The organism is Gayadomonas joobiniege G7 (assembly GCF_000300815.1).
Taxonomy (GTDB): Bacteria; Pseudomonadota; Gammaproteobacteria; order Enterobacterales; family Alteromonadaceae; genus Catenovulum; species Catenovulum joobiniege.
The window spans coordinates 209923-235060 of the sequence record NZ_AMRX01000001.1 but is presented as its reverse complement, the minus strand read 5'-3'; the positions used below and the strand labels follow the sequence as shown (position 1 = coordinate 235060).

The 25138-nt window shown below is 42.5% G+C and carries 18 protein-coding genes; 11 read left to right on the top strand and 7 right to left on the bottom strand.

Going from position 1 to position 25138, the window contains the following annotated elements; genetic code table 11:
- Positions 1-5: 5 nt before the first annotated feature.
- The 5 genes from C727_RS0101190 to C727_RS0101170 all read left to right on the top strand — a co-directional run bounded on the left by C727_RS0101190 (position 6) and on the right by C727_RS0101170 (position 5259).
- Positions 6-1175, top strand: coding sequence for an MFS transporter (locus C727_RS0101190; RefSeq protein WP_017443790.1), 1170 nt, complete (start codon positions 6-8; stop codon positions 1173-1175).
- 100 nt (positions 1176-1275) lie between these two features.
- Entirely contained in the window at positions 1276-1980 is a 705-nt protein-coding gene (locus C727_RS0101185; protein WP_155949143.1) for a sulfite exporter TauE/SafE family protein, read from the top strand.
- Positions 1981-2302: 322 nt separating this feature from the next.
- Complete coding sequence (locus C727_RS0101180; RefSeq protein WP_017443788.1) at positions 2303-2848, top strand: YgjV family protein; 546 nt, start codon at positions 2303-2305, stop codon at positions 2846-2848.
- Between the two features lie 191 nt (positions 2849-3039).
- Entirely contained in the window at positions 3040-4293 is a 1254-nt protein-coding gene (locus C727_RS0101175) for a glycerate kinase type-2 family protein (RefSeq protein ID WP_017443787.1), read from the top strand.
- A gap of 72 nt (positions 4294-4365) precedes the next feature.
- Positions 4366-5259: a prohibitin family protein gene (locus C727_RS0101170; RefSeq protein WP_420196307.1), complete on the top strand. Its 894-nt coding sequence runs from the start codon at positions 4366-4368 to the stop codon at positions 5257-5259.
- An 18-nt stretch (positions 5260-5277) separates the two neighbouring features.
- Here C727_RS0101170 and C727_RS0101165 read toward each other — a convergent pair whose 3' ends face one another.
- From C727_RS0101165 to C727_RS0101145, 5 genes are all read right to left on the bottom strand, one after another.
- Positions 5278-6414 carry a transglycosylase SLT domain-containing protein gene (locus C727_RS0101165; RefSeq protein WP_017443785.1) on the bottom strand — a complete coding sequence of 379 codons (1137 nt, stop codon included), beginning with the start codon at positions 6412-6414 and terminating at the stop codon, positions 5278-5280.
- 118 nt (positions 6415-6532) lie between these two features.
- Positions 6533-7354: a sulfite exporter TauE/SafE family protein gene (locus C727_RS0101160; RefSeq protein ID WP_017443784.1), complete on the bottom strand. Its 822-nt coding sequence runs from the start codon at positions 7352-7354 to the stop codon at positions 6533-6535.
- Between the two features lie 25 nt (positions 7355-7379).
- Positions 7380-8942 (bottom strand): gamma-glutamyltransferase family protein, encoded by a 1563-nt coding sequence (locus C727_RS0101155; RefSeq protein ID WP_017443783.1) that lies wholly within the window; start codon positions 8940-8942, stop codon positions 7380-7382.
- Between the two features lie 3 nt (positions 8943-8945).
- Positions 8946-10130 carry an amidase family protein gene (locus C727_RS0101150; protein WP_017443782.1) on the bottom strand — a complete coding sequence of 395 codons (1185 nt, stop codon included), beginning with the start codon at positions 10128-10130 and terminating at the stop codon, positions 8946-8948.
- Between the two features lie 8 nt (positions 10131-10138).
- Positions 10139-10630, bottom strand: a complete 492-nt coding sequence (locus C727_RS0101145; protein WP_017443781.1) for a putative 4-hydroxy-4-methyl-2-oxoglutarate aldolase — start codon at positions 10628-10630, stop codon at positions 10139-10141.
- Positions 10631-10760: 130 nt separating this feature from the next.
- On the opposite strand from C727_RS0101145, the gene C727_RS0101140 reads away from it, so the two are divergent.
- Positions 10761-11444 carry a GntR family transcriptional regulator gene (locus tag C727_RS0101140; RefSeq protein ID WP_017443780.1) on the top strand — a complete coding sequence of 228 codons (684 nt, stop codon included), beginning with the start codon at positions 10761-10763 and terminating at the stop codon, positions 11442-11444.
- 20 nt (positions 11445-11464) lie between these two features.
- Here the strand turns inward: C727_RS0101140 and C727_RS0101135 are convergent, their stop codons facing one another.
- Complete coding sequence (locus C727_RS0101135) at positions 11465-13114, bottom strand: alpha-glucosidase family protein (RefSeq protein ID WP_040459126.1); 1650 nt, start codon at positions 13112-13114, stop codon at positions 11465-11467.
- Between the two features lie 494 nt (positions 13115-13608).
- Between C727_RS0101135 and C727_RS0101130 the strand changes: the two genes are divergently transcribed.
- From C727_RS0101130 to C727_RS0101110, 5 genes are read left to right on the top strand one after another with little or no spacing between them, the layout of a single operon-like run.
- Positions 13609-16416, top strand: coding sequence for a TonB-dependent receptor (locus tag C727_RS0101130; RefSeq protein WP_017443778.1), 2808 nt, complete (start codon positions 13609-13611; stop codon positions 16414-16416).
- 49 nt (positions 16417-16465) lie between these two features.
- A complete protein-coding gene (locus C727_RS17760; RefSeq protein ID WP_017443777.1) occupies positions 16466-18286 on the top strand; it encodes an alpha-amylase family glycosyl hydrolase in 1821 nt (606 codons plus the stop codon).
- A complete protein-coding gene (locus C727_RS0101120; protein WP_017443776.1) occupies positions 18286-19764 on the top strand; it encodes an MFS transporter in 1479 nt (492 codons plus the stop codon). Before C727_RS17760 ends, C727_RS0101120 begins: the two co-directional genes overlap by 1 nt.
- 13 nt (positions 19765-19777) lie before the next feature.
- Entirely contained in the window at positions 19778-22165 is a 2388-nt protein-coding gene (locus C727_RS0101115; RefSeq protein ID WP_017443775.1) for a glycoside hydrolase family 15 protein, read from the top strand.
- Complete coding sequence (locus C727_RS0101110; protein ID WP_017443774.1) at positions 22165-24021, top strand: glycoside hydrolase family 13 protein; 1857 nt, start codon at positions 22165-22167, stop codon at positions 24019-24021. The genes C727_RS0101115 and C727_RS0101110 overlap by 1 nt, the downstream gene beginning before the upstream one ends.
- Here the strand turns inward: C727_RS0101110 and C727_RS0101105 are convergent.
- Positions 24005-25051, bottom strand: coding sequence for a LacI family DNA-binding transcriptional regulator (locus C727_RS0101105; protein ID WP_017443773.1), 1047 nt, complete (start codon positions 25049-25051; stop codon positions 24005-24007). The genes C727_RS0101110 and C727_RS0101105 overlap by 17 nt on opposite strands.
- Positions 25052-25138 lie beyond the last annotated feature (87 nt).

Here is a 25138-nt window from a genome sequence, read left to right as displayed (position 1 = left end):
ATCAAATGCGCGATGCGCTTAAATTATTAAGGATTATTTTGCCCTGTTATGGGCTTTTATATGTTGGCAATGGATTGCTGTCTACTTTGATTAGTGTGCGTGCCGAAATTGAAGGTTTTAATATTGTCGCTATTGGTTTTATTATGGCGGCTTATTTTTTTGGCATTTTAATCAGTACCCTGCTGACTCAAAAGGTTTTGCCCCTGTTGGGTTACGCACGATCTTTTGTTATTTTTACTTTAATTATTATTCTTTGCACTTTTTTATATCAAATATTTATTCAACCGATCGCTTGGATCTTGATCCGTTTTGTCGCTGGGTTTGCAGTTGGCAGCATTTTAATTATTACCGAAAGCTGGGTGAATGGTAGCTCGAGCAACAAGGTTCGAGGGCGAGTTTTATCTGTTTATATGTTGGTTAACAATACAGCGCTTGGTTTAGGTCAAATTATATTTACTCTGCAAGATCCAGCAAGTAATATTTTGTTCAATGTGGCGGGCGCTATTTTTATTTTCTCTGTGTTGCCTTTGTTGGTGATGGACATCAAAGCACCGCAGGCGAGCATAAACCGAGATATGGCTTTGTTAAAAGTGATTAAACGAGTGCCACTGGGTTTATTGTGTGCGTTTACTGCGGGCGTTATCAATGCTTCTATTCTGAGCCTTGGTCCTGTATTTACCCAAAAAATAGGATTTAGTTATTTTGAAACTGGGTACTTTATGGCTGCAGTGCTGATTGGAGGGCTCTTATTACAGCTGCCAGTAGGGCGTTTATCTGATGGTTTAGACCGCCGCCTAGTCATGTTAGGTGCTGCGCTTTTATCAGCGCTTGTCTGTCTTGTTATTGTTCATTTGAGTTCAGGAAATCAAGTTGAATTGTCTGTGCTTTTTATAATAGCTTCAGTTGCTTATGGTGCATTAAGTATGACGTTAAGCCCAATTGGAACTGCCTATTCAAATGATAACTTTGGCCCGTCTGGGAGTTCACAAGTCTCTAGTGCTGTTTTGATGTCTTATGGTGTGGGCGCAATTTTAGGCCCTATTTTAGCTTCAACTTTAATGAGCCAGTTTGGTGGGGCTGGGTTATTTATTAGCAATTTTGTTGCTTTATCCATGTTTATATTCGTGTTGGGGTTAAGCTTATGCAGGCCAAAAGGATACGCACCTAGGGTTTAGTTTAGATAAAAAGTTCAAAAAATTATTTGTGGATGACTCAGGCGTTCATGGGGTATTAAAATGGTCTGATGTGCTAGAATCTTGGTTTTGGGTAGTCGTAATGGAATTAATTTGGGTTAATCTGTTTTTATTTGCAGGGGCATTTGTGCAAGGGATTGTTGGCATGGGATTAGGGATTTTAAGCGCCCCGCTTGTTTTTATGGTTTATCCACAAATGGTGCCTGGCCCTATGATTGTGAACTCTATTATTTTGTGTTTGATCATATTCAAAGATAACCGTTCACAAGGTGATTTGAAAATCGTTAGCTGGCCTATTTTAGGTAGTATTGCAGGCAGCGCGGCAGCGGCCAGTTTGTTGTTTGGGATAGACGAACGTTTATTTGCTTTAGTTTTTGCCTGTTTTTTGTTTGTTTTAATTATCTTGTCCGTGATCCGGTTAAACATCCCAATTAATCCTTTTACGGGTTTATTTGCTGGTTTTTTATCGGCACTGTCCGGCACTATTACCGCAATTGGCGGCCCACCCATTGCTTTGTTAATGCAAAACCTCAACCCAAAAGCAATACGTGCCAACCTATCGTTATTTTTTATCGGCTCTAGCATAGTGGCAATGATTGCGCTGGCTAGCATTGGCAAGCTGGGATTGGTTGAATTAAAGCTGTCGTTATTAACTATACCGGGCGTTTTAATTGGCTTTTATTCTTCTCGTTTAGTGGTGAAAAAAGTACCTCAGCAGTTGGTTAGATACTTAGTGCTTGCAATGAGTGCCGCGTCTGGGGTGTTTTTGGTTATTAAATATTTATAATCAAATGTTAAACAGGTAAATGTGGTTTGATTGATGTTGTATTTTTTAACCAATTTTTAATTTTTTCTGTGTGTTAAAGCCTGTTTTTTAGTTGTTTTATATGTTTTATAGGTGTTAATGTATGTTACCGACAGGTAACTTATAAAACCGCAAAGTAAATATAAAAAACCTTTTAATATCAATAATGTTAGGGTTTGATATTTTTCGTTTTTATTGCTTGAATTAGCTCGACATGACCCAGTTTAAATTGAGATAATAAGTTCATTCGCTGTTCTGCGACTTAAATTTCTTTTTTCTCAATTCTATTCGAGGTTATCCAAACATGGATATGATGATGTTGGGGCAAGCGCTGGGTGTGCTAAGTTTTGCTCTCGGCGTTGCCAGCTTTCTGCAAAAAGACGATAAACGTCTTAAACAGCTTATGTTATTAATGAATATTAACCATAGCATTCACTTTTTTCTCATTGGTGCAATGACATCGGCTGTTTCAGTTGCTTTAGGGGCGGGGCGCACCGCTATGTCGATGAAAACAAGTTCACCTTGGGTTGCTGCGCTTTTTGTAGCTGCGTTAGTGGGTGTGAGTAGCCAGTGGGCACAAGCCTGGTACGACTGGCTTGCAGTGGCTGGCGCCAGTTGTGGCACTGTAGGCCTGTTTTGTTTAACTGGCATTAAGATGCGGCTAGCTTTATTATCTGGCTCACTTTGCTGGTTAACCAATAATTTGATTGTGGGCTCTATTGGTGGCGTGTTATTAGAGTCTTTGGCTATTTGTGTCAATTTATCTACTATCTATGCGTTACATAAAATCAACCGTATTGACAGTCATAGTGCGGTGCTAGATTCCGAAAAAGCCTGTGCTAACTGCTAACCCCCTTCTAACACATATTCATAACGGGTGCTTAAGCGCCCGTTATGACAATAAATAATTGCTCTTAACTATGCGACCTTTAATGTGGTAGGCTGTTTTTTGTAGCTTGTCATGTCGCGGCACCGTCGTCGCAATTTACCTTACCTGTTTTTGGTTTTTTATGTTCACCATCTGACATAGGACGGATAAAGATGATAGATAACCCCAAAGCATTTTTAACTGATTTATTTACCACGGCTTACACAGCCTGCAAAGCAGAATATGCGATGCCTGAATATTTAAAAAAAATTCAGGTTAAAGACAAGGTGTGTATTTTAGGGGCCGGTAAAGCCGCTGCTGAAATGGCCGCCGCTGCGTATCAGTATTATGGCGACAAATGTTATGGCGCAGTTGTCACTCGTTATGGCTACGAAACCGATAAAGCCACGGGGGCAATAGAGGTATTAACAGCCAGTCACCCAGCGCCAGATGAAAATAGTTTAAAAGCTGGGCGTTATTTATTGCAGCTGGCGGCAGAAGCACCGGCTGATGTACCTGTGGTATTTTTAATATCGGGCGGTGGTTCAGCGTTGGCTTGTGTTCCAGCCGAGGGTTTGTCGTTTTCCGAAAAACTTAAAGTGCATAAGTTTTTGGTTAAAAGCGGCGCATCAATTAATCAAATTAATGTGGTTCGGAAACATTTATCGGGTTTTAAAGGCGGTAAATTAGCAGCCGCTTGCCGTGGTCAATTAACCTCGCTAATTTTATCTGATGTAGTCGGTGATGACTTAAGTATTATTGCTTCCGGCCCCACGGTCAGCGACCCAAGTGAGCCGAGTGAAGCGTTAGCCATTTTAAAACAATATCAATACCCTATCACTGCAGAAATCGAAGCAGTATTACAGCGCCCCGCAGATCCTGCGTTAAAACAATTAACAGACACACAGAACTACTTAATTGGCAATGCAAACGTGGCGATTGATGCTGGTGCGGTAGCTGCCCGCGCGCAAGGTTTAGAAACGCAAATAATTTCATACGAGGTCGAAGGGGATGCACAAGCGGCAGCAAAAGCTCATTTGCCGATAGTAGAACAAGCGCTGGCGCAAAACAAAACCCTTTTGTTATTGTCGGGCGGTGAGTTAACTGTAACTGCAACCGGTAGTTTGGGTGAAGGCGGCCCTAATCAAGAATACGTACTTGCTTTGGCCATTGCACTACAAGGCAAAGCGGGTGTATATGCGCTGGCGTGTGATACCGATGGTGTGGATGGAAGTCAGGATGTTGCTGGGGCTTATATTGATCCCACCAGCTTGCAGCGGGCAAGCGCTGCAGGTGTTGACGCACAAGCCATGCTCGCGGCACATGATAGTTATCATTTTTTTAAAGCCATTGATGATTTAATTATAAGTGGCCCAACGAATACCAATGTAAATGATTTCAGAGCCATTTTGGTGGTGCCTAGCTAAATATACTGGCGGTCGGCTTAGCTTGTTCAATTGCATTTTGTTGACTAAACTTGGTCGACTTAAATAAAAAGGATGAGTGTTTTGGAAGTGATGAGACCGGTTGGCCGCCCAACTCAAAAAAAAGCAATTGCATTTGGTATTATTGGTATTTTTTCAATCGCTGTGGTGGCGAGCAGTATTTATACCGTAGAAGAAGGCCACGTCGGAATTGTTAAGCGCTTTGGCGAAGCCAAATACCAAGAAAATCCGGGCCTGCATTTTAAGCTGCCATTTATTGACTCAGTTGAGCCAATCGAAGTCAGAACACGCAAAAATGCTGAAAAAATGGCGTCATCCACGAAAGAACAAATGCCGGTGACTATTGAAGTTTCTGTTAACTGGACAGCTGACAAAGAAGCTGCGCTCGATCTATTCCGTAAATACGGTGGCCTAATGCAATTTGAGCAGCGTATTTTAGATCCAAGGTTTCGATCAGCGACAAAAGACACTATCCCAAGATTTGAAGCGGAGCAACTTATTCAAGATAGGGCGTTAGCAATTCAGGGCATAGAGCAACGTTTAATTGCCGAAATGGAAGGTTTTCCAGTGGTGGTTGATAACATTCAAATCGAAAATATCGAGTTGCCTGCCAAATATATTCAGTCAATTGAAATAAAACAAACCGAAAAGAATTTAGCTGCAGCCGAAGAGCATAAACTAGAGCGTCAGCGCTTAGAAGCATTAAGAGAAGTAAATACCGCCGATGCGAAAGCACAAGGCATTATAAAAGTGGCCGAAGCAGAGGCACAAGCCATAGTCCTAAAAGGTGAAGCCGAAGCGCAAGCAATTGAAGCAAAAGCCAAAGCCCTGCGCGATAATCCGTTAATTGTTAGTTTGACCGAAGCGCAAAACTGGGACGGCAAACTCCCGCAAACTATGTTAGCAGAAGGCGGGATGCCGATTTTGGATATGCGAAGCAATAAATAACAGCGCCAAATATAAAACTTATTGATTCGCTTGTGACAGCTTTTGCTGGTACTCGCCGGTGCGCTTAGTGACCCGAGCTAAATAATGTTTGGTTTCATCGTACGGTAAGTTTTTATACAAGTGCTGATATATTTGTTTTGGCGTCATTTGGTTAGCCACCGCACTGGTTTTAGTTAACGAGGTGGTACCTGTTAAGGTTCTGGCAACGTTACCTGGCCCCGTATTATAGGCAGCAATAGAAAGAAAAATGCGCGACACTGGATTTTTTACCGACTTAAAATAGCGGTTGCTTAAAATGTAAAAATAAACGCTGCCCGCTTCAACATTTTTATCGGCCTGATATAAATAATCTGGGCTGTACAAAATGCTTTTGCCTTGTAAAAACTTACTGACATCTTTGCCTGCCGAGCCGGGCACTATTTGCATTAAACCAAAAGCAGGGACCGGCGATCGGGCGAGTGGATTAAAGCTAGATTCAGTATGAATAATGGCTAATAAAAGGGCCGCATCTAAGCCATATTTATTCGCTTGTTTTTGTACCTCTGGATAAAACTTGGCCGCTTGTGCCGATAACAACTCGGGTTTGGCCAACTGATAAACTACTTTTACCGTATCTTGCTGCTGAGTTACTTTAATAGGCGGCTGTTTGCTCGCTTGTTTAACAACGGCTTCTGGTAATATTTTTTGCTCGGCTATTGCCGTTGGTTGGCTGGCTTTGTTTGCGTTATAAACCGGATCTTTTTTTAACTCTTGGTTCACACTGCTGGTGGCGAGTTGTTCAAGTTGTTGTTTTGCGTAAGCAATGGCTTTTTGTTGATCTTTTTGATTTTTTACTTCGATAACCACTTGGGCATTTTTGTAGTCGACGGTTGTTCTATTATTTAAGTCAGGGCTATAGGTCACCCACTGGGTTTGGTCGGGTAGTCGGCCATCTTGCCAATGCTGTTTAATCTTTTTTAAATAAGCTTTTTGCGCAGCTTGCCATGCCGCTGCATATTCTGAAAATGCTTTATATTGTGCTGTTTGATACGCCGCAAAGTCACCGTTTTGGGATGATAAAAATTCGCGATACCCTGACTCTTGGGCGTGGCTAATATGAATGCTATTCAGCGCACAGACAAAAAACGCTAGTTTAATTAAGTGGCGGTGACTCATAAAAATACAATCCTCTGTTAACCTGAGCCGATATCAGCCTTTATACTTGCATAAAGTGATAGGAATACCAAGGTTAAACAGAGGTTGTAAAGGCTATTTATATTAACGGGCGTTGGTTTTAGCCAAGCACCTCAAAAATCATCCTAATGCCTGTGATCACTAATAATACCGCAAATCCTTTTTTAAGCTGGGCGCTGTTTAAGCGGCTGCCAATATTGGCACCAATAGGCGCAAATAATATGGTTAGTGGCATTAAAATTAAAAATGCTGGTAAGCTAATTAATCCCCAGTTACCAAAAGGCGCATCTGCTGGCGCAATGCCTGTTAACAACATAACCAGGGTACCGGGCACAGCAATGAGCAAACCAAAAACAGCGGCAGTGCCAACGGCTTTATGGGCGGCGACGTTAAAAGAAGTTAATAATGGCACCCCAATAGTGCCGCCACCTATGCCTATCATCACAGATAAACCGCCAACCGCCGCGGCCATAATACGTTGTAGAAAACGCCCTGGTAGTTGATTAAATAAAGCCGGCGCGCCTGATCTAAATAACATATTTAAGCTCACTAATAGAGCGATAACGGCAAACATCAGGGTTAAGCTATGGCCGCTTATTTGGCTCGCGGCAAAGCTGCCGAGCACGGCAAACAAAATAATAATAGGTCCCCAAAGTTTTAATAAAGCACCATGGATATTGCCTTTTTTTTGGTGGGCACGAATTGACGAAACTGAGGTTGGAATAATCGTCGCTAACGAGGTGGCCGTTGCAATTTGCATGGCCGATTCGGGCGATACATTAAACTGCTGCAGTAAAAAATAAAGCACAGGTACTATGACTATGCCGCCGCCAACGCCAAATAATCCTGCTAAAATGCCAGCAAAAACACCCGTTGCTGCGAGCCCAGCAAAAATAGGCCAGGCTTGTAAAAGTTCATTCATTTTGTTTTGTCCATTTGATTATTATTTATAAATTTAAGACCTTAGCCGCGCCATCTGATCTGGGATCAGTGGCCGCTTCTAAATGGCCATTGGGATGCTGGACAATAGCCCCTGCATGCCCCATGATTTCGTTATTGTCGGCGACCGTTTGCCAATTATGGCCACATCTATCAAGTGAATCGGCAATCTTAGCTGCTAAGCTGGCTTCCACTTTTAAATTGTTGCTATCGTCACCCCAAGTTCGGCCAAGTAACCAGCGCGGTTGGCTGATGGCAGAAGCTAATGACTGTTGACGCCAAACATAGCGAGAAAATATTGCTGCTTGCGTTTGGGGTTGTCCTTCGCCCCCCATAGTACCATAGACCATTTTGCGACCATCTTTTAAGTGGGCAAGCGCGGGGTTTAATGTATGAGCCGGTTTTTTTCCGGCGGCAATTTTATTAATTTGCCCTGGTAATAAGCTAAAACTGGTGGCACGGTTATTCCAGACAAAACCACCTTCTTGCATAGCAATACCACTGCCAAACTCCCAATACACACTTTGAATAAAGCTCACCATTTGGCCGTTTTTATCGCGCGCACCCATCCATACCGTATCACCTGGAAGATTATCAAAAGGGTATGGGTGTGCTTTATTCATTTGGATATTATCGGCTAAATAACGGATAGACTCCTGACTGAGTGCTTGATCATAAACATGATTTAAACAGTTTGGGTCAGCCCAAATTTGTGATTTCAGGGCAAAACTTTGTTTACTTGCTTCAACTATCAGATGCACCCATTGCGCCTCTGTGTTGGCAGCTGCTTTAAGCCTATCTAAAATCGCTAAAATTTGTAATGAATGCACCCCTTGGGTCGGCGCTGGTAGGTTATAACAAGTGGCATCCGATAGTTTTACCGAGAGGGGGGACACGACCTGAGCTTGGGTTTTGTTAATATCATTTAAGGTGAGTAGACTACCAGCATCGGCCAAATCCTTGGCAAAACTTTCAGCCAGTTCGCCTTGGTAAAAAGCCGCTAAACCATGCTGACTTAAATAACTAAAAGTATTGGCTAACGCTGGATTGGTAAAGTTTTCACCGGCCGTTAATATTCGCTTTTCAGGTTCATATATGTGTTTAAATGCTTGGTTTCGCTGGGTAACAGAAAATAACTTGCGACTGGCTGAAACTAAGCTCTCATTAACAGTGAAACCCTCTTTAGCTACGGAAATTGCCGGCTCTAAAATACGACTTAATGGCAGCTTGGCATTTGGGTCTCGCGTTAATGCTGCTTTCCAGCCACTAATAGTGCCTGCTTGCGTGAGGGCACTTAACCCGCCACGTTCATCAATTTGAGTCAATGCTTGAATATTTTGTTCACTAAAAGGGGCCCTGCCACAAGCATCAATTGCAATTGGCTCGGCATTTGGATTATCAATTAACCAAAAACCGTCCCCGCCAATAGAGTTCATATGGGGGTAAACCACAGAAATCACCGCTGCTGCACAGACCATAGCTTCGCAAGCCGTAGCGCCTTCTGATAATAGTGTTATCGCTGCGTCGGTAGCGGCTTGATGAGGTGCGGTAAACGCAAATTGTTGAGACATTTATTATTTCCAGACATCTAGTTGGCTTAAACGAACGGCTAAGTTCAATAAACTTAAATCAGCCCCCGCGGGCATCAATAAAGAAAAACCGTATGGACCGTCAATTGCTTCAGTGGTGAGCGGCAAATGTACCTGACAACTACCGGTTAGGCCACAAATTGCGGTGAGTTGCATGGTTTGCACTCTTAAATTACTCACATCAGCACCGATTTTTGGGGCGATCGTTGGTGTGCTTGGCAGGAATAAAGCCGCGTCATCGGTTAAATGTGTGCTGATCCATTGTTTAATTTTATGCTGGGTCCGGCGTGCAGCGACCGCAAGTTTAGCATCCATTTGCAAGGCTAACTGAAATCGCTGAGCAATCGCAGGTGCAAATTCGGGGTTCTCTTGCTGCAACCATTCCCTGTGGGTATCGGCGATGTTGAGAGCTTGTAAAACACGAAAAGCCTCACTCAACTCAGTTAATAAAGACGTGGGCATTTCTACTATTTGCACTTCGGCAAAACTATCTCGAATCGCAGTGAGGCTTTTTTGCACACTGTCTTTGCATGCTGGCTCGAGCAGTTCAAACAATGCTGGGCAGACCACAATTTTATTTATCTTTTGCACTGGTGCGTCGGGCAATAATACTTGCCCTACTTTCTGCAATAATTGAGCATTGGCCGTCAACCATCCAATGGTGTCAAATTCAGGGGCTAAACCTGTTAAGCCGTCGCGAGCAATTTGGTGATAACTCGGCCTGATGCCAAACAAGCCTGTATAACAGGCAGGCACTCGAATCGAGCCGCCAGTGTCTGTGCCTAGACCTATTTGGGCATACCCGGACGCAACAGCCGCTGCACAACCCATACTGCTGCCACCGCAGGTGTGGCCAGGTTTAGCGGGGTTTTCTGCACAACCATAATGGATGTTATTGCCTTCTAAGCTATAAGCGAGTTCGTCGGTATGAACATAACTTTGCACGATGGCGCCGGCAGACAATAATTTATTGATCGACGATGCGGTTTGGGTTGCTGGGGCATGAGTCGCAAGCCAAGTCGGGTTACCTGCAGCATGTCGATAACCTTTTATTGAAAATACATCTTTAACCGCGATGTTTTGCTGCTGCAATATGCCCGAATTGCAGGTTTGCAAGTGTTTGGGCCCATGTTGGCAATAGATCTGTTCAGGCCATTTCGCTTGTCTCATAGATATCCTTATATATTGAGTGCTGTCTGGCTAATAATAATGCCGTTTTCATCAGCGTATAACCAGTCTGCTGGTGTTATTGTTTGTTCCAGAAGTTCGACCGCTTGGTTAACTTGCCCTAACCCGCGTTTGACTGTGCTCGCTGGAGTATGGCCAAGCGCCATAACAGGTAAATCTAGCGTTCGCAAAATTTCAATGTCGCGCACACAAGCGTTAACCACTACGCCTTGCCAGCCATTTTTTAGTGCCTCTAACGCCATGTTATCTCCTAAGTAAGCATGTTTAAGATCGCCAAAACCGTCAATCAGCAGCACTTTACCCTGACCGGCTTGTTTAAGCATAGCGACGGCTTGTGAATTATCGTTTGGGCAACTGACAGTTACAACTTGACCATAAAAATGCTTAATTGCACCGAAGTGGTGAAGACCCGCTGGCATAGCTGTGATCTTATCTCTGTGTAGATCATAAAGATCAGGTGTTGAAAAACTCAGTTTTTGCATGTTAAATCCGATATCTGAAGGTGTGTTATGTCAATAGATACTCATCAAGCTGAGAATCGCCTATACTGAAAATGACAAATAATCTATTAATGCTAGCAATTTCCATTCCAGTGCTAGCTATGGAGTTGTTTTGATAGATAAACAAACAGAAATTGAAAGGATAGTCTCGGTTATTGCTAGAGCTATCATGCAGCGCCGGCTAAAACCCGGGCAAAGGTTAGTTGAGTTGCAGGTGGCTGAATCATTAAAAGCCAATCGCAATCATGTGCAAGCCGCGATGCAACGTTTAGCGTTAAATAAATACGTTAGTATTGAGCGCAATAAAGGGGCGTTTGTTGCTAAACCCAGTAGCTTAGAAGCCAAAGAAGTGTTCACCGGACGCCGAGTGATAGAGCGTGGCATTGTTGAGTTGATCACGCCAGAAAAATATCACAAACATAAATCTGTCATTGAGCAACACATGGCCAACGAGCAAGCGGCCATTGATGGCGGTGATAGGCAAAAAATTATCCAAGCGTTAAGTGGTTTTCATTTAATGTTGGCGCAAATTGCTGAAAACAGTGTTTTGTACGATATGTTTGAAAACATATTAATTCGCAGCGCCTTGATTGTTGCTTTGTATCAAAAAAATGATGTGCCTGCCTGCGCAACAGGCGAACATCAAAGTATATTGAGGGCATTAAAACAAGGCGATACAGGCACCGCGTGCGACTTAATGCAACGCCATTTAGACAAACTAGAAACTCAATTGGTCCTAGATGACCAAAGCGAAAAGCCTCTGACCCTTGCAGAAGCTTTGCAGGAGAGCTGTTAAATCAGCGCTAAGCTCTGTTTTTAGTGGTTAGCTTGCGCAATAAAATAGCCATAAGCGGGGAGCGTTAAACTAGTCTCAGAAGGCATTAAAGGCTTGTCTGTGTAACCTTGACAAGCTGTTAATGGCGTTTGTGAAAACTCAGCTAAATTAAGCGTTTGTGGCTGCTCAGATAAATTAAATACACAAAACAAAGACGCTTCTTCATGCTTGCGCCAAAAGGCTAATATAGGTTCGTCGGTATCAATAAACTTGATATCACCTTCCAACAAAGCAACTTGTTGTTGTCGCCAGTGTAAAAATGTCCGGTTGGCGTTTAATACAGAGTCAGCACATGTATCTTGTTTAGCCACGGCTTGGGCTTGATGATTTTTATCAACCGGCAACCAAGGTTTAGTTTGGCTGAAACCTGCATGTAAACTGGTTTCATCGGCTTGCCAAGGCATCGGCGTACGGCAGCCATCACGGCCTTTAAAGTTTGGCCAAAATGTGATGCCATAAGGGTCTTGTAAATCGGCAAATGCGACTTCAGCTTCGCCTAACCCTAATTCTTCACCCTGATATAAACAAGTGCTGCCACGCAGTGAGGTTAATAACGCCACTAGCATTTTACACTGTTGTGGATCAACAATGCCTTTGGGATTCCAGCGGCTTGCGACTCGCTCAACATCGTGGTTACTAAAAGCCCAGCATGGCCAACCTTCAGTCATGCTATTTTCTAATTGTTCGACTGTACTGCGAATATAAGCAACACTATAGTCTTTAGTTAATAGCTCAAAGCTGTATCCCATATGCAGTTTATCGCCACCCGATGTATATTCAGCCATGGTTGTCAGTGAATCTTCGGAGGAGATTTCACCTAAAGATACTGTGCCCGGGTATTGATCGAGCAAGGCCCGGATTTCTCGCATAAATGCAAGATTCTCTGGTTGGGTATTATTATAAAAATGGTATTGAAACGCATACGGATTATCTTCACTAAAACCGCGCCCAGTCCGTTTTTCTGGCGGTTTAGCAGGGTTGTCTCTAAGTTGCTTGTCGTGAAAACAAAAATTGATAGCATCTAGCCGAAACCCGTCGACCCCTTTATCTAACCAATATTTTACATTACCAAGAACCGCTTCACGGACTTCAGGGTTGTGAAAGTTTAAGTCGGGCTGACCGGTTAAAAAGTTATGTAAATAGTATTGGCCGCGTCGCGGCTCCCATTGCCATGCTGGTCCGCCAAAAATAGATAACCAGTTGTTTGGTTGAGTACCATCAGGTCTCGCATCGGCCCAGACATACCAGTCAGCTTTGTCGTTAGTTTTATCTTCGCGACTTTGCAAAAACCAAGGGTGTTCATCAGAGGTATGGCTTAATACCTGATCGATAATGATTTTTATGTTTTTTTGATGAGCTTTTTCGATGAGTTCGTCAAAATCGTCCATCTCTCCAAACAAGGGGTCAATAGCACGATAGTCGCTAATGTCATAACCAAAATCTTTCATCGGTGATTTAAAAAATGGAGATATCCAAATGGCATCAACGGCAAGGCTTTTAATATAATCTAAGCGCTGAATAATGCCTTGGAGATCACCGACACCATCCTGATTACTGTCTTGAAAACTGCGTGGGTAAACTTGATAGATAACTGCCCCTTTCCACCAGTTTAACTGTTCTGCATGCGCCATAGCCTGCTCCAAATGTTTTAACTTTGTAAATAAAATAACATTGTTAAAAAGCATAAGGGAAAGTTTTAAAACCACAAAGTTGCTGCATACGTATGCATTTAAAATAATATTTTTATAAAAGGTTTTTAACAGCGGAAAACATTGTTTGAAAAATGCTTGATTCAATAATAAGTGATTGATTTTAAATGAATAAAATTGCCGGTTTAACAACCAGTTGGCGGCCGCTTGAAAAAATAAATTATGTTTAAGTTCAGCGCAGGCGTTTTTTCATCTTGAATAAAACCTGCTGAGGGAAGCCCTTGTTAATAATTTCGATTTATCTTAATTTCTTCAAATTTTCAGAAAAAACAATAGGTTAAATTAATTCCATAGTCTTGTTATGTTAATTAAATGTTTTGAATACGTATGCATCTGCTTGGTAAGTTGTTTGTCACGGGGCTAGTATCTGGGCGTAACGAATTGATTAAATCCTGTTTAACCAGATGAGGCAAACAATGAAACAATTTAACTTAAATATGCTTACCTGTGCACTTTTTACAAGTTTGGCATCAGCCAATGTTGCAGCAGCAGAGCCTCAGGATGAGAAAAACCAAGCCACCGAAAAACAAATCGAAGTTATTAAAGTGGGTGGTTTTAGAGCCAGTGTTGTTGAATCTATCAATACTAAACGTTTTTCACCCGAGTTGGTTGAGTCTATTTCAGCAGAAGATATCGGTAAATTGCCTGATTCTTCTATTGCCGAGTCAATTGCTCGATTGCCTGGTATTACCGCTCAGCGTCTAGATGGCCGTGCTAGCAGAGTTAGTGTGCGTGGTTTTAGTGAAAACGAAAGTGCAACGACTTTTAATGGCCGAGAGCAGGTTTCTATTGGAGATAGTCGAGGCGTTGAATTCGATTTATACCCATCAGAGATCATGAGTGGGGTTACCGTATACAAAACCCCAAGCGCTTCACTTGATGCTGAAGGCATTGCTGGTGTAATCGATATGCAAACGGTCAAACCGTTAAAAAAATCAGAGCGTGTGGTAATGGTGAATGGCCAGTATGAAAAAAACAGTTTTGATAAATTAAATCCAGACGGTGATGATTCAGGTTTCCGAGGCACTCTGTCTTATATTGACCAGTTTATGGACGATACGCTCGGGGTTGCTGTGGCGGTTAATACTATGTCTTCGCCAAATCAAGAAAAGCGTTGGAATGCTTGGGGTTACCCTGAGTTTGAAGGTGATGATGGTAAAAACTACTCGTTGTTAGGGGGCGCTAAACCTTTTGTTCGTTCTTCAACTTTAGAGCGTGACAGTGCTATGTTGGTGATTCAATCGCGTCCAAACGACAAATTAGACATGACATTTGATGCTTTATATGTTGATTTTAGTGATCAAAAAATTCTCCGAGGCATCGAAATTCCTTTTGGTTGGGGACAAACCGGCGCGGTTGATCCAGACTCTGTTGTGATTGATGAAAATACAGGTTTTATTACCCAAGCGACAACAGAAGGTGAGCGGTTAATCGTACGTAATGACCATGAAACGCGTGAAGCCGAACTGACTCAATTTGGTTTTAACTTAGAATATTTATTATCAGATTTTTGGACGATGGAAGCCGACGTCAGTCACTCATCGGTTGAGCGTCAAGTTTGGAGTATCGAAAGTTATTCAGGGACAGGGCGCGGTTCAGCTAATGGTGCGGCGGATGATGTCACCTACAGCTTTGATGGTGGTAATACCGGAGCAACTTTTACGCCAAGTTTAGATTATAGTGATTATGCATTGATTCAGCTCGGTGGCCCGTTAAGCTGGGGGACCAGTACAGCATTAAACGAAGTGTATGGTATTAATGACGAAAATAACCCGTTTAGAAATACCGCGCAAGATGGTTTTATTAATGCGCCGGAAATCGAAGACGAGCTCAATACTTTTAAAGTAAACTTTAGCCGCGCGTTAGACAACGACTATTTTAGCCAGTTGCATTTAGGCATGTCGTATCGTGACCGTGAAAAAAGTAAAGTTTCTGAAGGTTATTATTTATCACTTAAAGATTTATCTTATCCAGATAACCCTTATACATTAGAAGTCCCAGAGCAATACCGCCTTGGCACAGCCAGTTTAGACTTTATCGGTATGGGTGAGATGATTGCTTACGATACCCGCGCATTAATTGATGATGGTTATTTCAGTTTGTTGGCTGAAAGCTTATCAGATAGCAAACATAAAACGCGTAGCTGGACAGTGCAAGAAGAAGTGACAACTGCATTTGTACAAGCAGATATTTATAGCGAGATCGCAGGCATACCTGTCAGTGGTAACCTTGGTGTGCGTTATGTGCAAACCGAACAAAGTTCAAATGGTTTTGTTGCCGCTGTGGTCGATGGTGTGGTTGAAGTTGAAGATCGTCACTTATCGCACGATTATTCACATGTATTACCTAGTTTAAATTTAAACTTTGAAATCGACCAAGATCAAACAGTGCGTTTAGGTTTAGCCAAAACCATTTCTCGTGCCCGTATGGATGATATGAATGCGTCTATTTCTCGTGAATATAAAAACACGGTAGACGAAAACGGAAATAACTGGGAGATCACCGGCGGTAACTTAAATTTAGAACCTAAAGAAGCCACTGGGCTAGATTTAAGCTACGAAAACTACTTTAGCGCCGAAGGTTATTTTTCTACGGCGATCTTCTATAAAGATATCAATCAGTGGACCTTTGACGATAACTATGAAGAAGATTTAACTGGCGTTGTAAACCCAGCAACAGGAGAAGTTCCAGCCAACCCAACGGCCACTCGTAAGAGTAAAGTCAATGGTGGCGGTGGTAGCCTGTGGGGTTATGAATTAGCAGTAACTTTACCGTTTAGCTTGTTTGATGAGTCTTTAGAAGGCATAGGTTTGATTGCAAGCCACACGGGTGTTGAGCAAGATATCCAAGATCATAATGGAAATGATTATGAGCTGCCTGGTTTATCCGACAAGGTGCAAAGTTTCACGCTCTATTACGAGCAAAATGGTATTCAAGCCCGTACCAGTATGCGTAAACGTAGCGATTTTAAAGGAGAAGTCTATGGTGTTGGTTTTAGCTCAGAACAAGTGGATATTTTAGGTGAAACTATCTGGGATGCGCAGCTAGGTTATGATTTTGCTTATTCAGGAATCGACGGGCTGGAGAAGTTATCAGTGACTTTCCAAATTCAAAATTTAACTGAAGAACCCTTTACCTCGCTTAATGGTGACAATGCCTTGAAAGTACGAGATTACCAAGACTATGGCCGTACTTATCTACTAGGCTTTAGTTACCAGTTATAATTATGGCCGTCAGGCCACAACTGAGTTGTGGCCTGTTATGGGGAAAGTTATGAAAAAATATACAGGCATTATCAGTGTTTTAATGCTGTTGAGCGCGCCGCTATACTCAGCTGACAAAGCCGCTCAGCAAACCGCAAAAAAACAACAAAAACCAGTCGTTTACCAGGTTTTTACGCGGCTTTTTGGTAACCAGAATACAACGAACAAAAAATGGGGCACGATAGCTGAAAATGGGGTGGGTAAATTTAATGACTTTACCGACACCGCCTTGCAAAGCATTAAAAAACAAGGTTTTACTCATATTTGGTATACCGGTGTACTCCATCATGCAACTGCCACAGATTATACCTCTGCCGGTATTTCATTAGACGACCCTGATGTTGTTAAAGGCCGCGCAGGATCTCCTTATGCGGTCAAAGATTATTATAATGTTGACCCGGATCTGGCTGTTGACCTAGATAAACGGTTAGACGAATTTAAAGCATTAATAAAACGTACTCACCAAGCTGGACTCAAAGTGATCATTGATATAGTGCCAAATCATGTTGCACGTAATTATCAATCAGTATCAGCGCCCGCTGGCGTTCGCGATTTTGGTGCTGATGATAATAAGCAGCTTGAGTATGCCAGAGACAATAATTTTTATTATGTACCTGGGCAGTCGTTTCAAGTACCAGCAGGCACGGCAGGACAAGTATTAGGTGGACAACCGCACCCACTGGCAGATGGGCAATTTAATGAAACCCCAGCTAAATGGACAGGGAATGGTGCACGCGCGGCACAGCCGGACAAAAACGATTGGTATGAAACGGTTAAAATTAATTTTGGTGTTAAACCAGATGGCAGTTATGACTTTCCTCGCTTACCCAACAGTTATGTTAATAAAAATCACCAAGCGCATTATGCTTTTTGGCAAGGTAAAGATGTACCAGATAGTTGGTTAAAATTTAAAAACATAGTGTCTTATTGGCTGGATATGGGCGTCGACGGCTTTCGTTTTGATATGGCCGAAATGGTGCCTGTAGCGTTTTGGAGTTATTTAAACTCAAATATAAAACAAATAAATCCTGATGCATTTTTATTAGCAGAAGTGTATAACCCTGAGCTTTATCGGCCTTATATCCTGCTAGGAAAAATGGACTATTTATATGATAAAGTGGGTTTTTACGACCAGTTAAAACAGATCATTCAGCAGAAAGCGCCAGCCCATACCTTATACTCGGTGCAACAAAAAGTCGCCGATATTAATCACCACATGCTGCACTTTTTAGAAAATCATGATGAACAAAGGATCGCCAGCCCAGAGTTTGCCGGCGATGCGCGTTGGGGGATCCCTGCGTTTGCTGTGTCAGCACTCATGAACCAAGGCCCAGCCATGGTCTACTTTGGTCAGATGCAAGGTGAAGATGGCAGCGAATCGGCCGGGTTTGGTCAGCCGAGTCGCACCAGCATTTTTGATTATATTGGCGTGCCCGCGCATCAAGCTTGGATGAATCAAGGGGCTTTTGATGGCGGTGCATTAAGCGACGCACAAAAAAGCTTGCAGCAGGCCTATCAGCAATTATTGGCGATTGTGCAATTACCACCTGCCGTTGATGGCGATCTGCGCTGGTTAACCACCTCAGATGATGAGTCCGTTATTGCATTTACCCGGACTAAACCGTCACACCAGTTATTAGTGATCACTAATTTTGCTGCCAGTGGCAGTCGTCAAATCACCTTATCTAGCGACCAGCTAAACGTCAAAGTTACCAATGCAAAAACCCTGTTTTCGTATCAAACTCAAGGCTGTCAATGGCAACAGCCGCAGCTGAAATTAACTGTTAAACCTTTTGCCACTTGTGTGATTAAAGTGCGGGGAGAAAAATAATGCAGCAAAAACCTCAACTCAGTTTTTGGCAGATCTGGAACATGTGTTTTGGATTTTTAGGGGTTCAATTTGGGTTTGCTTTGCAAAATGCTAATGTTAGCCGGATCTTTCAAACCTTAGGCGCTGAGATCGATGATCTCCCTATTTTATGGATCGCAGCCCCATTAACTGGTTTGATCGTGCAACCTATTATTGGTTATTGGAGTGACAATACTTGGACCAGAATGGGACGACGTCGGCCGTTTTTCTTTTTCGGCGCCATTTTAACCACGCTTGCGTTATTTATTATGCCCAATTCACCAAGCTTGTGGATAGCCGCGGGTATGCTTTGGATTATGGATGCGTCAATCAATGTCACTATGGAACCATTTCGAGCTTTTGTTGGTGACCAGCTAAATAAAAAACAGCGTGCCACTGGTTATGCCATGCAGTCGTTTTTTATTGGGATTGGCGCTGTAGTAGCATCAGCCGCGCCTTGGATGATGAGTAATTGGTTTGGCGTCAGCAATACTGCTGCAGAAGGCGTTATTCCTCAATCTGTGCAATATTCTTTTTATATTGGTGGGGTGGTTTTATTACTGGCTGTCTTTTGGACAGTGTTTACGACTAAAGAATACAGCCCGCAGCAATTGGCAGAATTTTCTGGCCGTGATAATCAAGTTAAAGAACTAAAACAGCAAGTGAAGTTTGTCCGTAGCGGTATCATCTCGGCGCTGTTTGGGGCCATAATATTAGGTTTAGTGGTATCGCCCTCATTGGAAAAAGAGCTCTACTTGTTGGCTTTTGGTTTGTTAGCTTTTAGTGCCATCGTTTTTATTAGCAATGGTCTGCAAAGCGCCAACAAAACAGAAAATGGCTTTTTTGAAATTATGTATGATTTATTTCAAATGCCCAAAACCATGCGCCAATTGGCATGGGTGCAGTTTTTTAGCTGGTTTTCTCTGTTTGCGATGTGGATCTATACCACTGCAGCAGTCACGAGTTTTCATTATGGCACCTTAAACACACAATCGGCTGCTTATAACGATGGTGCCGACTGGGTGGGAGTGCTATTTGCTGCCTACAATGGTTTTGCCGCCATAGCCGCTATTATCATTCCAATTATGGTGCGCCATGTGGGGCTTAAGTTGACCCATAGCATAAATTTGATCTTAGGTGCGCTGGCGTTATTCAGCTTTTTGTTTATTCATAATCCGAGCCATTTATGGATACCTATGATAGGCATAGGTTTCGCTTGGGCTTCTATTTTATCTCTGCCTTACGCCATGTTAAGCAACAGTTTACCAGAGCACAAAATGGGCGTTTATATGGGAATTTTTAACTTTTTTATCGTTATTCCTCAACTATTGGCAGCCAGTATTTTGGGCCTGTTAATTCGCCACTTTTTTGCCGGCGAAGCAATTTATGCTCTGATAATTGGTGGTGTTTGTTATTTGTTAGCCGCTGTATCTGTGGTGCGTGTTAAGTTACACAACTAAATAAGGTGTGGTCATGAAAAAATCTAATTTATTTAAAGTCAGTTTATTATCAGCAGCTTTGCTGGCTTGTCAGTCGCCGGTGGAACAAAAAATACAAACAGAAATTGCCCCGGGCGCACCCGGTGATAAACCTTTTTGGGCTTATTCGGGCAAACAAGGCATAGGAACTTCATACGAAGCTTATCAAAACGGTCAATATAATGATCACGCAAAAACCGGAAAAGTGTCTAAGGTCTGGTTCTCGCTAGCCAAAGGTATGATCACAGAAACCATGTTTGGTTTAATCCATCAAGCGCAGATTAAAGACATGCAATTTATTGTGGTTGGGGATGAATTTGTGGTGGCCGAGCAGGATGGTTTAGAGCATGAGATTGAATACTTGCATACGGACGACAGTGGGCGACCTTTATCATTGGCTTATAAAATAATTAGCCGCGACAAAAAAGGACGTTTTACATTAGAAAAACACGTTTTTACCGATCCCGAAAGCCAGTCTTTATTTGTTCGAGCTATTTTCAAAAGCCAACAAAAAGGTTTAAAGGCTTATGTGCAGGTCAATCCTTATGTAAATAATAATGGCATCGGCGATAGAGCTTTTGTAAAAGGTCAGCGCTTAATAGCGGCAGATGGGGATAACTTTTTAACCTTGCAAAGCAAGCAAGGTTTTGCTCACCAAGGTGTTGGTTATATTGGTCAGTCTGACTTAATCACTCAACTAAAAAGCGATAAACAACCTGTTTTTTACCGCAGCACAGGTGCCCAAAGTGGCAATGTAGCGATGGCGGCTGAGCTGGGTGATATTGGTCAGCGTAGCGAGTTTGATTTAGTGTTAAGTTTTGCAAAAACTCCAGCTAGTAGTGCTGCCGAAGGTCAGCAAGCACTCGCACGTGGTTATCAAAGGGTATTAAACGATTACGCAGGTAAAGGTGATTATTACGGCTGGTCAGATTATTTAAATGACTTATCGCCATTAAAGCGTATGTATGCGCAGACGGCCGATCAAGGGGATTTATTAAATGTCAGTGCTATGGTTTTAAAAGCACAAGAAGATAAAACCCATGCTGGGGCTTTGATTGCAAGTTTATCTAACCCTTGGGGCGATACAGTACCAGCATTAGAAGGTCATACCGGCTATAAAGCCGTTTGGGTGCGTGATTTTTATCAAGTGGCGATGGCGTTTTTAGCGATGGGCGATAAAGCCACAGCAAAAACAGCGTTTGAATATCTTGAAAAAGTTCAAGTGACAGATAAAACGCCAGGGAACCGTGGTGATACAGGCTGGTTTTTACAAAAAACACATGTCGATGGTGAGTTAGAATGGGTTGCGGTGCAAATGGACCAAACGGCCATGCCGATTATGCTCGCGCTGAAGTTGTATCAAGCTGATGTATTATCAAGCGAAGAGCTGAGTTACTGGTACCATAAAATGCTTAAACCGGCTGCTCAGTTTTTAGTCAAAGGTGGCAAGGCGAGTATTTTATGGAATGATACACAAATTGAGCCACCTTTTACTCAACAAGAGCGATGGGAAGAACAAAGTGGTTATTCACCGTCTACTATGGCTGCCATAGTCGGTGGTTTAGTGAGTGCGGCAAAAATTGCTCAATTGAGCCAAGATACAGTCGCAGCTGAGCTGTATTTAAACAAAGCTAAAGAATATAACAAACAAATCGAAGCGCTGACTTTTACCCAAAATGGTCAATTAAAATCAGCTGATAGTGATGGTCAATATTATTTCCGTATTAATCCAGGGCAAGGCAAAAATCAGCTCAAAGATAACAATGGTCGAGCAGGATTGGAAAAAAGCCTGATTTTAGACGGTGGTTTTTTAGAGCTGGCTCGTTACGGAGTTAGAGCGGCGAATGACCCGCATATTTTGTCAAGCTTGCCGGAATATGAAGATGAAAGCATTGAGGAAAATTTACGGGTTAAATATACCTTTACCAATGCCCAAGGGCAGAAGTATCCAGGGTATCGCCGTTACGGAAATGATGGTTATGGCGAATTAACCAAAGATGGCGGTAATTATGCACATAGTGGAACCAATCATGCGTCGCAGCGCGGCCGTGTATGGCCGTTTTTCACTGGTGAACGTGGGCATTACGAAATTGCCAAAGCTAAACAAAATAAAACGTTAGATACCAGTAAAAAACAACAAATTAAACAAACCTATGTGTTTGGTATGGAGCAGTTTGCAAATCAAGGTTTAATGTTGCCAGAGCAGGTTTGGGATGGTGTCGGCGAAAAACCTGACGGTTATCAAACAGGTCAAGGTACCAACTCGGCTACGCCACTGGCTTGGACACATGCTGAATACGTCAAGCTAGTGCGCTCGCTCAGCGAAGGCCAGGTTTGGGATTATTATCCCGAAGTACGTGCGACTTTAGCTGGAGATCAATAATGCAAAAACTATTTAGTGGCTTTTTATTATTGGCCTTGTCACTGACGGTTCAGGCGCAAAACAATTTGCTGCAGCGTATTGAGCCTGCTAACTGGTGGGTTGGTATGCACAATCCAGAATTGCAAATACTTTTACACGGTGACAAGCTCGCTGGTTTAACCGTAAAAGTTGACTACCCTGGTGTGCAATTAGAACAAGTAGTTAATGTAACGAATCCAAACTACTTGTTTATATATTTGAAGCTAACGGAGCAGGTCGAAGCTGGCGACGTACCCATTTTGCTGTATAAAAATGGTCAGCTAGTTGAAAAAATCAGCTATCCGTTGCTTGCGCGATCGGCCGACTCAAAACATCGACAAGGATTTGATAGCTCAGATGTGATGTATTTAATTACTCCAGACAGATTCGCCAATGGGAACTTAAATAATGACAATATTGCGGGGATGGCGGATAAATTAGATCGTGCTCACCCAGGGGGACGTCATGGTGGTGATATTGAAGGCATTCGAAAAAACCTCGACTATATCCAACAGATGGGTTTTACCGCAATTTGGCTAAACCCTGTGTTAGAGAATGATATGCCTGAATATTCATACCATGGTTATGCGGCCACAGATATGTACAAAGTGGATGCCAGATTTGGCAGTAATGAGGAATATAAAGCTTTTATTGCTGAAGCTAAACAAAAAGGCATTAAGGTCATCATGGATATGATAGTAAATCATGTTGGTTCTGAGCATTGGTTTGTAAAAGATCAACCAACGGCCGACTGGATTAATTTTGCTGATGAATTTGTCGGCACATCGCACAGACGGAATACAGTGCAAGATTTATATGCTTCAGAATACGATAAAAAGCGCTTTTCAGATGGTTGGTTTGTTGAAACCATGCCGGATCTCAACCAAAAAAATCCTTTGTTGGCGGACTATTTAATCCAGAATACGCTTTGGTGGATTGAATATTCAGGGATCACTGGGATCAGAATGGATACTTACCCCTATCCAGATAAAAACTTTATGGCCCGCTGGACTTGCGAAGTTATGACAGAATATCCTAACTTTAATATCGTAGGTGAAGAGTGGGTGACAGACCCTGCAATTGTTTCATACTGGCAAGGTGGCAAACAAAACCATGATGGATACACCTCATGCTTACCGTCATTGATGGACTTTCCACTGCAAGCGGCGATTGTGGAAGGTTTAACGACTGAAGAAAAAACTTATGGCAGTGGGTTGATTCAAAGTTATAAGATGCTTGCAAAAGACTTTTTATATGCAGCGCCAGAAGCGTTAGTGATTTTTCCAGACAATCACGATATGAATCGTTTTTTCAGCCAAGTTAATGAGGACATTGACTTGTTTAAAATGGGTATGGTGTATTTTGCCACCATGCGGGGTGTTCCACAAATTTTTTATGGCACAGAAGTGTTGATGAAAAACGACCCAAAGCGTGCAGATCATGGCGAAATACGCTCAGATTTTCCTGGTGGTTGGCCAGGTGATAAAAGCAATGCAATGACAGGCAAAAACCTGACGGCTGAACAACAAGATGCACAAAACTACCTGAAAAAGTTATTAAACTGGCGGAAATCGAGCCCAGTGATCCATCGGGGTAAACTGATGCAGTATGTGCCTGACGATGGGGTTTATGTATATTTTCGCTATGATGATAAACAAACATTGATGATTGTTATGAATAAAAACGATAGCACACGTAGGTTAAATACAGAGCGCTTTAGTGAACGAGTTGGCAGCTATCAAATAGCCACCGAAGTATTAAGCAAACAAAGTTATAAACTTGCCAATGGTTTGCCGTTAGCCGCCAAAACTGCTTATATTTTTAACCTTGAGCGTTAGCTTCACCACCACAAGACCCCCGCACGATAAGTTGTGGGGGTAACAAAGCACTACTAGCATCTACAGGAATGTCATCAATTAACGACAGTAAATTAGACACCAGCATTTGGCCTGCGAGCGTAGTGTTTTGCCTGACAGTGGTGAGTGGTGGAAGACTAAATCTTGCTACGGCTAAATCATCAAAGCCGACCACAGAGACATCGTTAGGCACATTTAGTCCGGCTTCTTGTAAAGCTTTTATCACGCCGATGGCGATCAGATCACTGGCAGCGAAGATGGCATCAAAATCTGTATTGTTCGCTAACAAAGACTGGGTTGCATGATAACCAGAGGCTTCGGTTGATATTGCCCTTATTGTATTGCGTTCACTCAATTTCACGCCAAGGTTTTGTAAGGTGTTTTTAAAACCTAAAAAGCGTTCGTAAAATTCGGGGCTATGCTCCGAGGCATCACCAATAAAGGCAAAGTTTTTACGTCTTAGATTAAGTAAATGTTCAGCGACCCGTTCACCACCGGAATAATTGTCGCAACAAACAGTCAGCTCGGGTGAGCCATCGACCTGCGCGCCCCAACAGACGAATTTAGTTCCTTCCTCCAATAGCCGTTTAAAACGGGGTTGGTAATCGATATAATCGCCATACCCTAACAAAATAATGCCATCGGCTCTGTGAGTTTCAGCATAATCGGCGTGCCAGTCATCACTGGCCGATTGAAACGAAACTAATAAATCATAACCTTGTTTTGCACAGGCGCGAGTAATTGAGCCTAACATTGAAAGAAAAAACGGATTAATATTCGACTCATCTGAGGTTGGATCTTCAAACAATAATACAGCCAAGGTGCTACTATGTTGAGCCCTTAAGTTACTCGCGTTTTTATCAATTTTATAATTTAATTTTTTTGCGACCTGTTGTACTTTTAACCGAGTTTCTTCACTGACTAAGGGGCTATTGCGGAGGGCTCGCGAGACAGTGGATTGAGAAACCCCCGCATAATGAGCAATATCAAACGAGGTAGCTTTTGATTTCATATGTTTATCTTTAAGATCCTTAACTCTAACCTAGTATATTTATCAGTTATCGGCATCGAATTTGCAAGTTTTTTGTCAAATTTTGTT

Excerpts from the sequence above, each read along its gene's own strand:
- C727_RS0101105 (WP_017443773.1), bottom strand. The coding sequence starts at position 25,051 with ATGAAATCAAAAGCTACCTCGTTTGATATTGCTCATTATGCGGGGGTT.
- C727_RS0101115 (WP_017443775.1), top strand. The coding sequence starts at position 19,778 with ATGAAAAAATCTAATTTATTTAAAGTCAGTTTATTATCAGCAGCTTTG.
- C727_RS0101120 (WP_017443776.1), top strand. The coding sequence starts at position 18,286 with ATGCAGCAAAAACCTCAACTCAGTTTTTGGCAGATCTGGAACATGTGT.
- C727_RS0101150 (WP_017443782.1), bottom strand. The coding sequence starts at position 10,130 with ATGAGACAAGCGAAATGGCCTGAACAGATCTATTGCCAACATGGGCCC.
- C727_RS0101185 (WP_155949143.1), top strand. The coding sequence starts at position 1,276 with ATGGAATTAATTTGGGTTAATCTGTTTTTATTTGCAGGGGCATTTGTG.
- C727_RS0101145 (WP_017443781.1), bottom strand. The coding sequence starts at position 10,630 with ATGCAAAAACTGAGTTTTTCAACACCTGATCTTTATGATCTACACAGA.
- C727_RS0101135 (WP_040459126.1), bottom strand. The coding sequence starts at position 13,114 with ATGGCGCATGCAGAACAGTTAAACTGGTGGAAAGGGGCAGTTATCTAT.
- C727_RS0101180 (WP_017443788.1), top strand. The coding sequence starts at position 2,303 with ATGGATATGATGATGTTGGGGCAAGCGCTGGGTGTGCTAAGTTTTGCT.
- C727_RS0101175 (WP_017443787.1), top strand. The coding sequence starts at position 3,040 with ATGATAGATAACCCCAAAGCATTTTTAACTGATTTATTTACCACGGCT.
- C727_RS0101170 (WP_420196307.1), top strand. The coding sequence starts at position 4,366 with ATGAGTGTTTTGGAAGTGATGAGACCGGTTGGCCGCCCAACTCAAAAA.
- C727_RS17760 (WP_017443777.1), top strand. The coding sequence starts at position 16,466 with ATGAAAAAATATACAGGCATTATCAGTGTTTTAATGCTGTTGAGCGCG.
- C727_RS0101160 (WP_017443784.1), bottom strand. The coding sequence starts at position 7,354 with ATGAATGAACTTTTACAAGCCTGGCCTATTTTTGCTGGGCTCGCAGCA.
- C727_RS0101110 (WP_017443774.1), top strand. The coding sequence starts at position 22,165 with ATGCAAAAACTATTTAGTGGCTTTTTATTATTGGCCTTGTCACTGACG.
- C727_RS0101165 (WP_017443785.1), bottom strand. The coding sequence starts at position 6,414 with ATGAGTCACCGCCACTTAATTAAACTAGCGTTTTTTGTCTGTGCGCTG.
- C727_RS0101190 (WP_017443790.1), top strand. The coding sequence starts at position 6 with ATGCGCGATGCGCTTAAATTATTAAGGATTATTTTGCCCTGTTATGGG.
- C727_RS0101130 (WP_017443778.1), top strand. The coding sequence starts at position 13,609 with ATGAAACAATTTAACTTAAATATGCTTACCTGTGCACTTTTTACAAGT.
- C727_RS0101155 (WP_017443783.1), bottom strand. The coding sequence starts at position 8,942 with ATGTCTCAACAATTTGCGTTTACCGCACCTCATCAAGCCGCTACCGAC.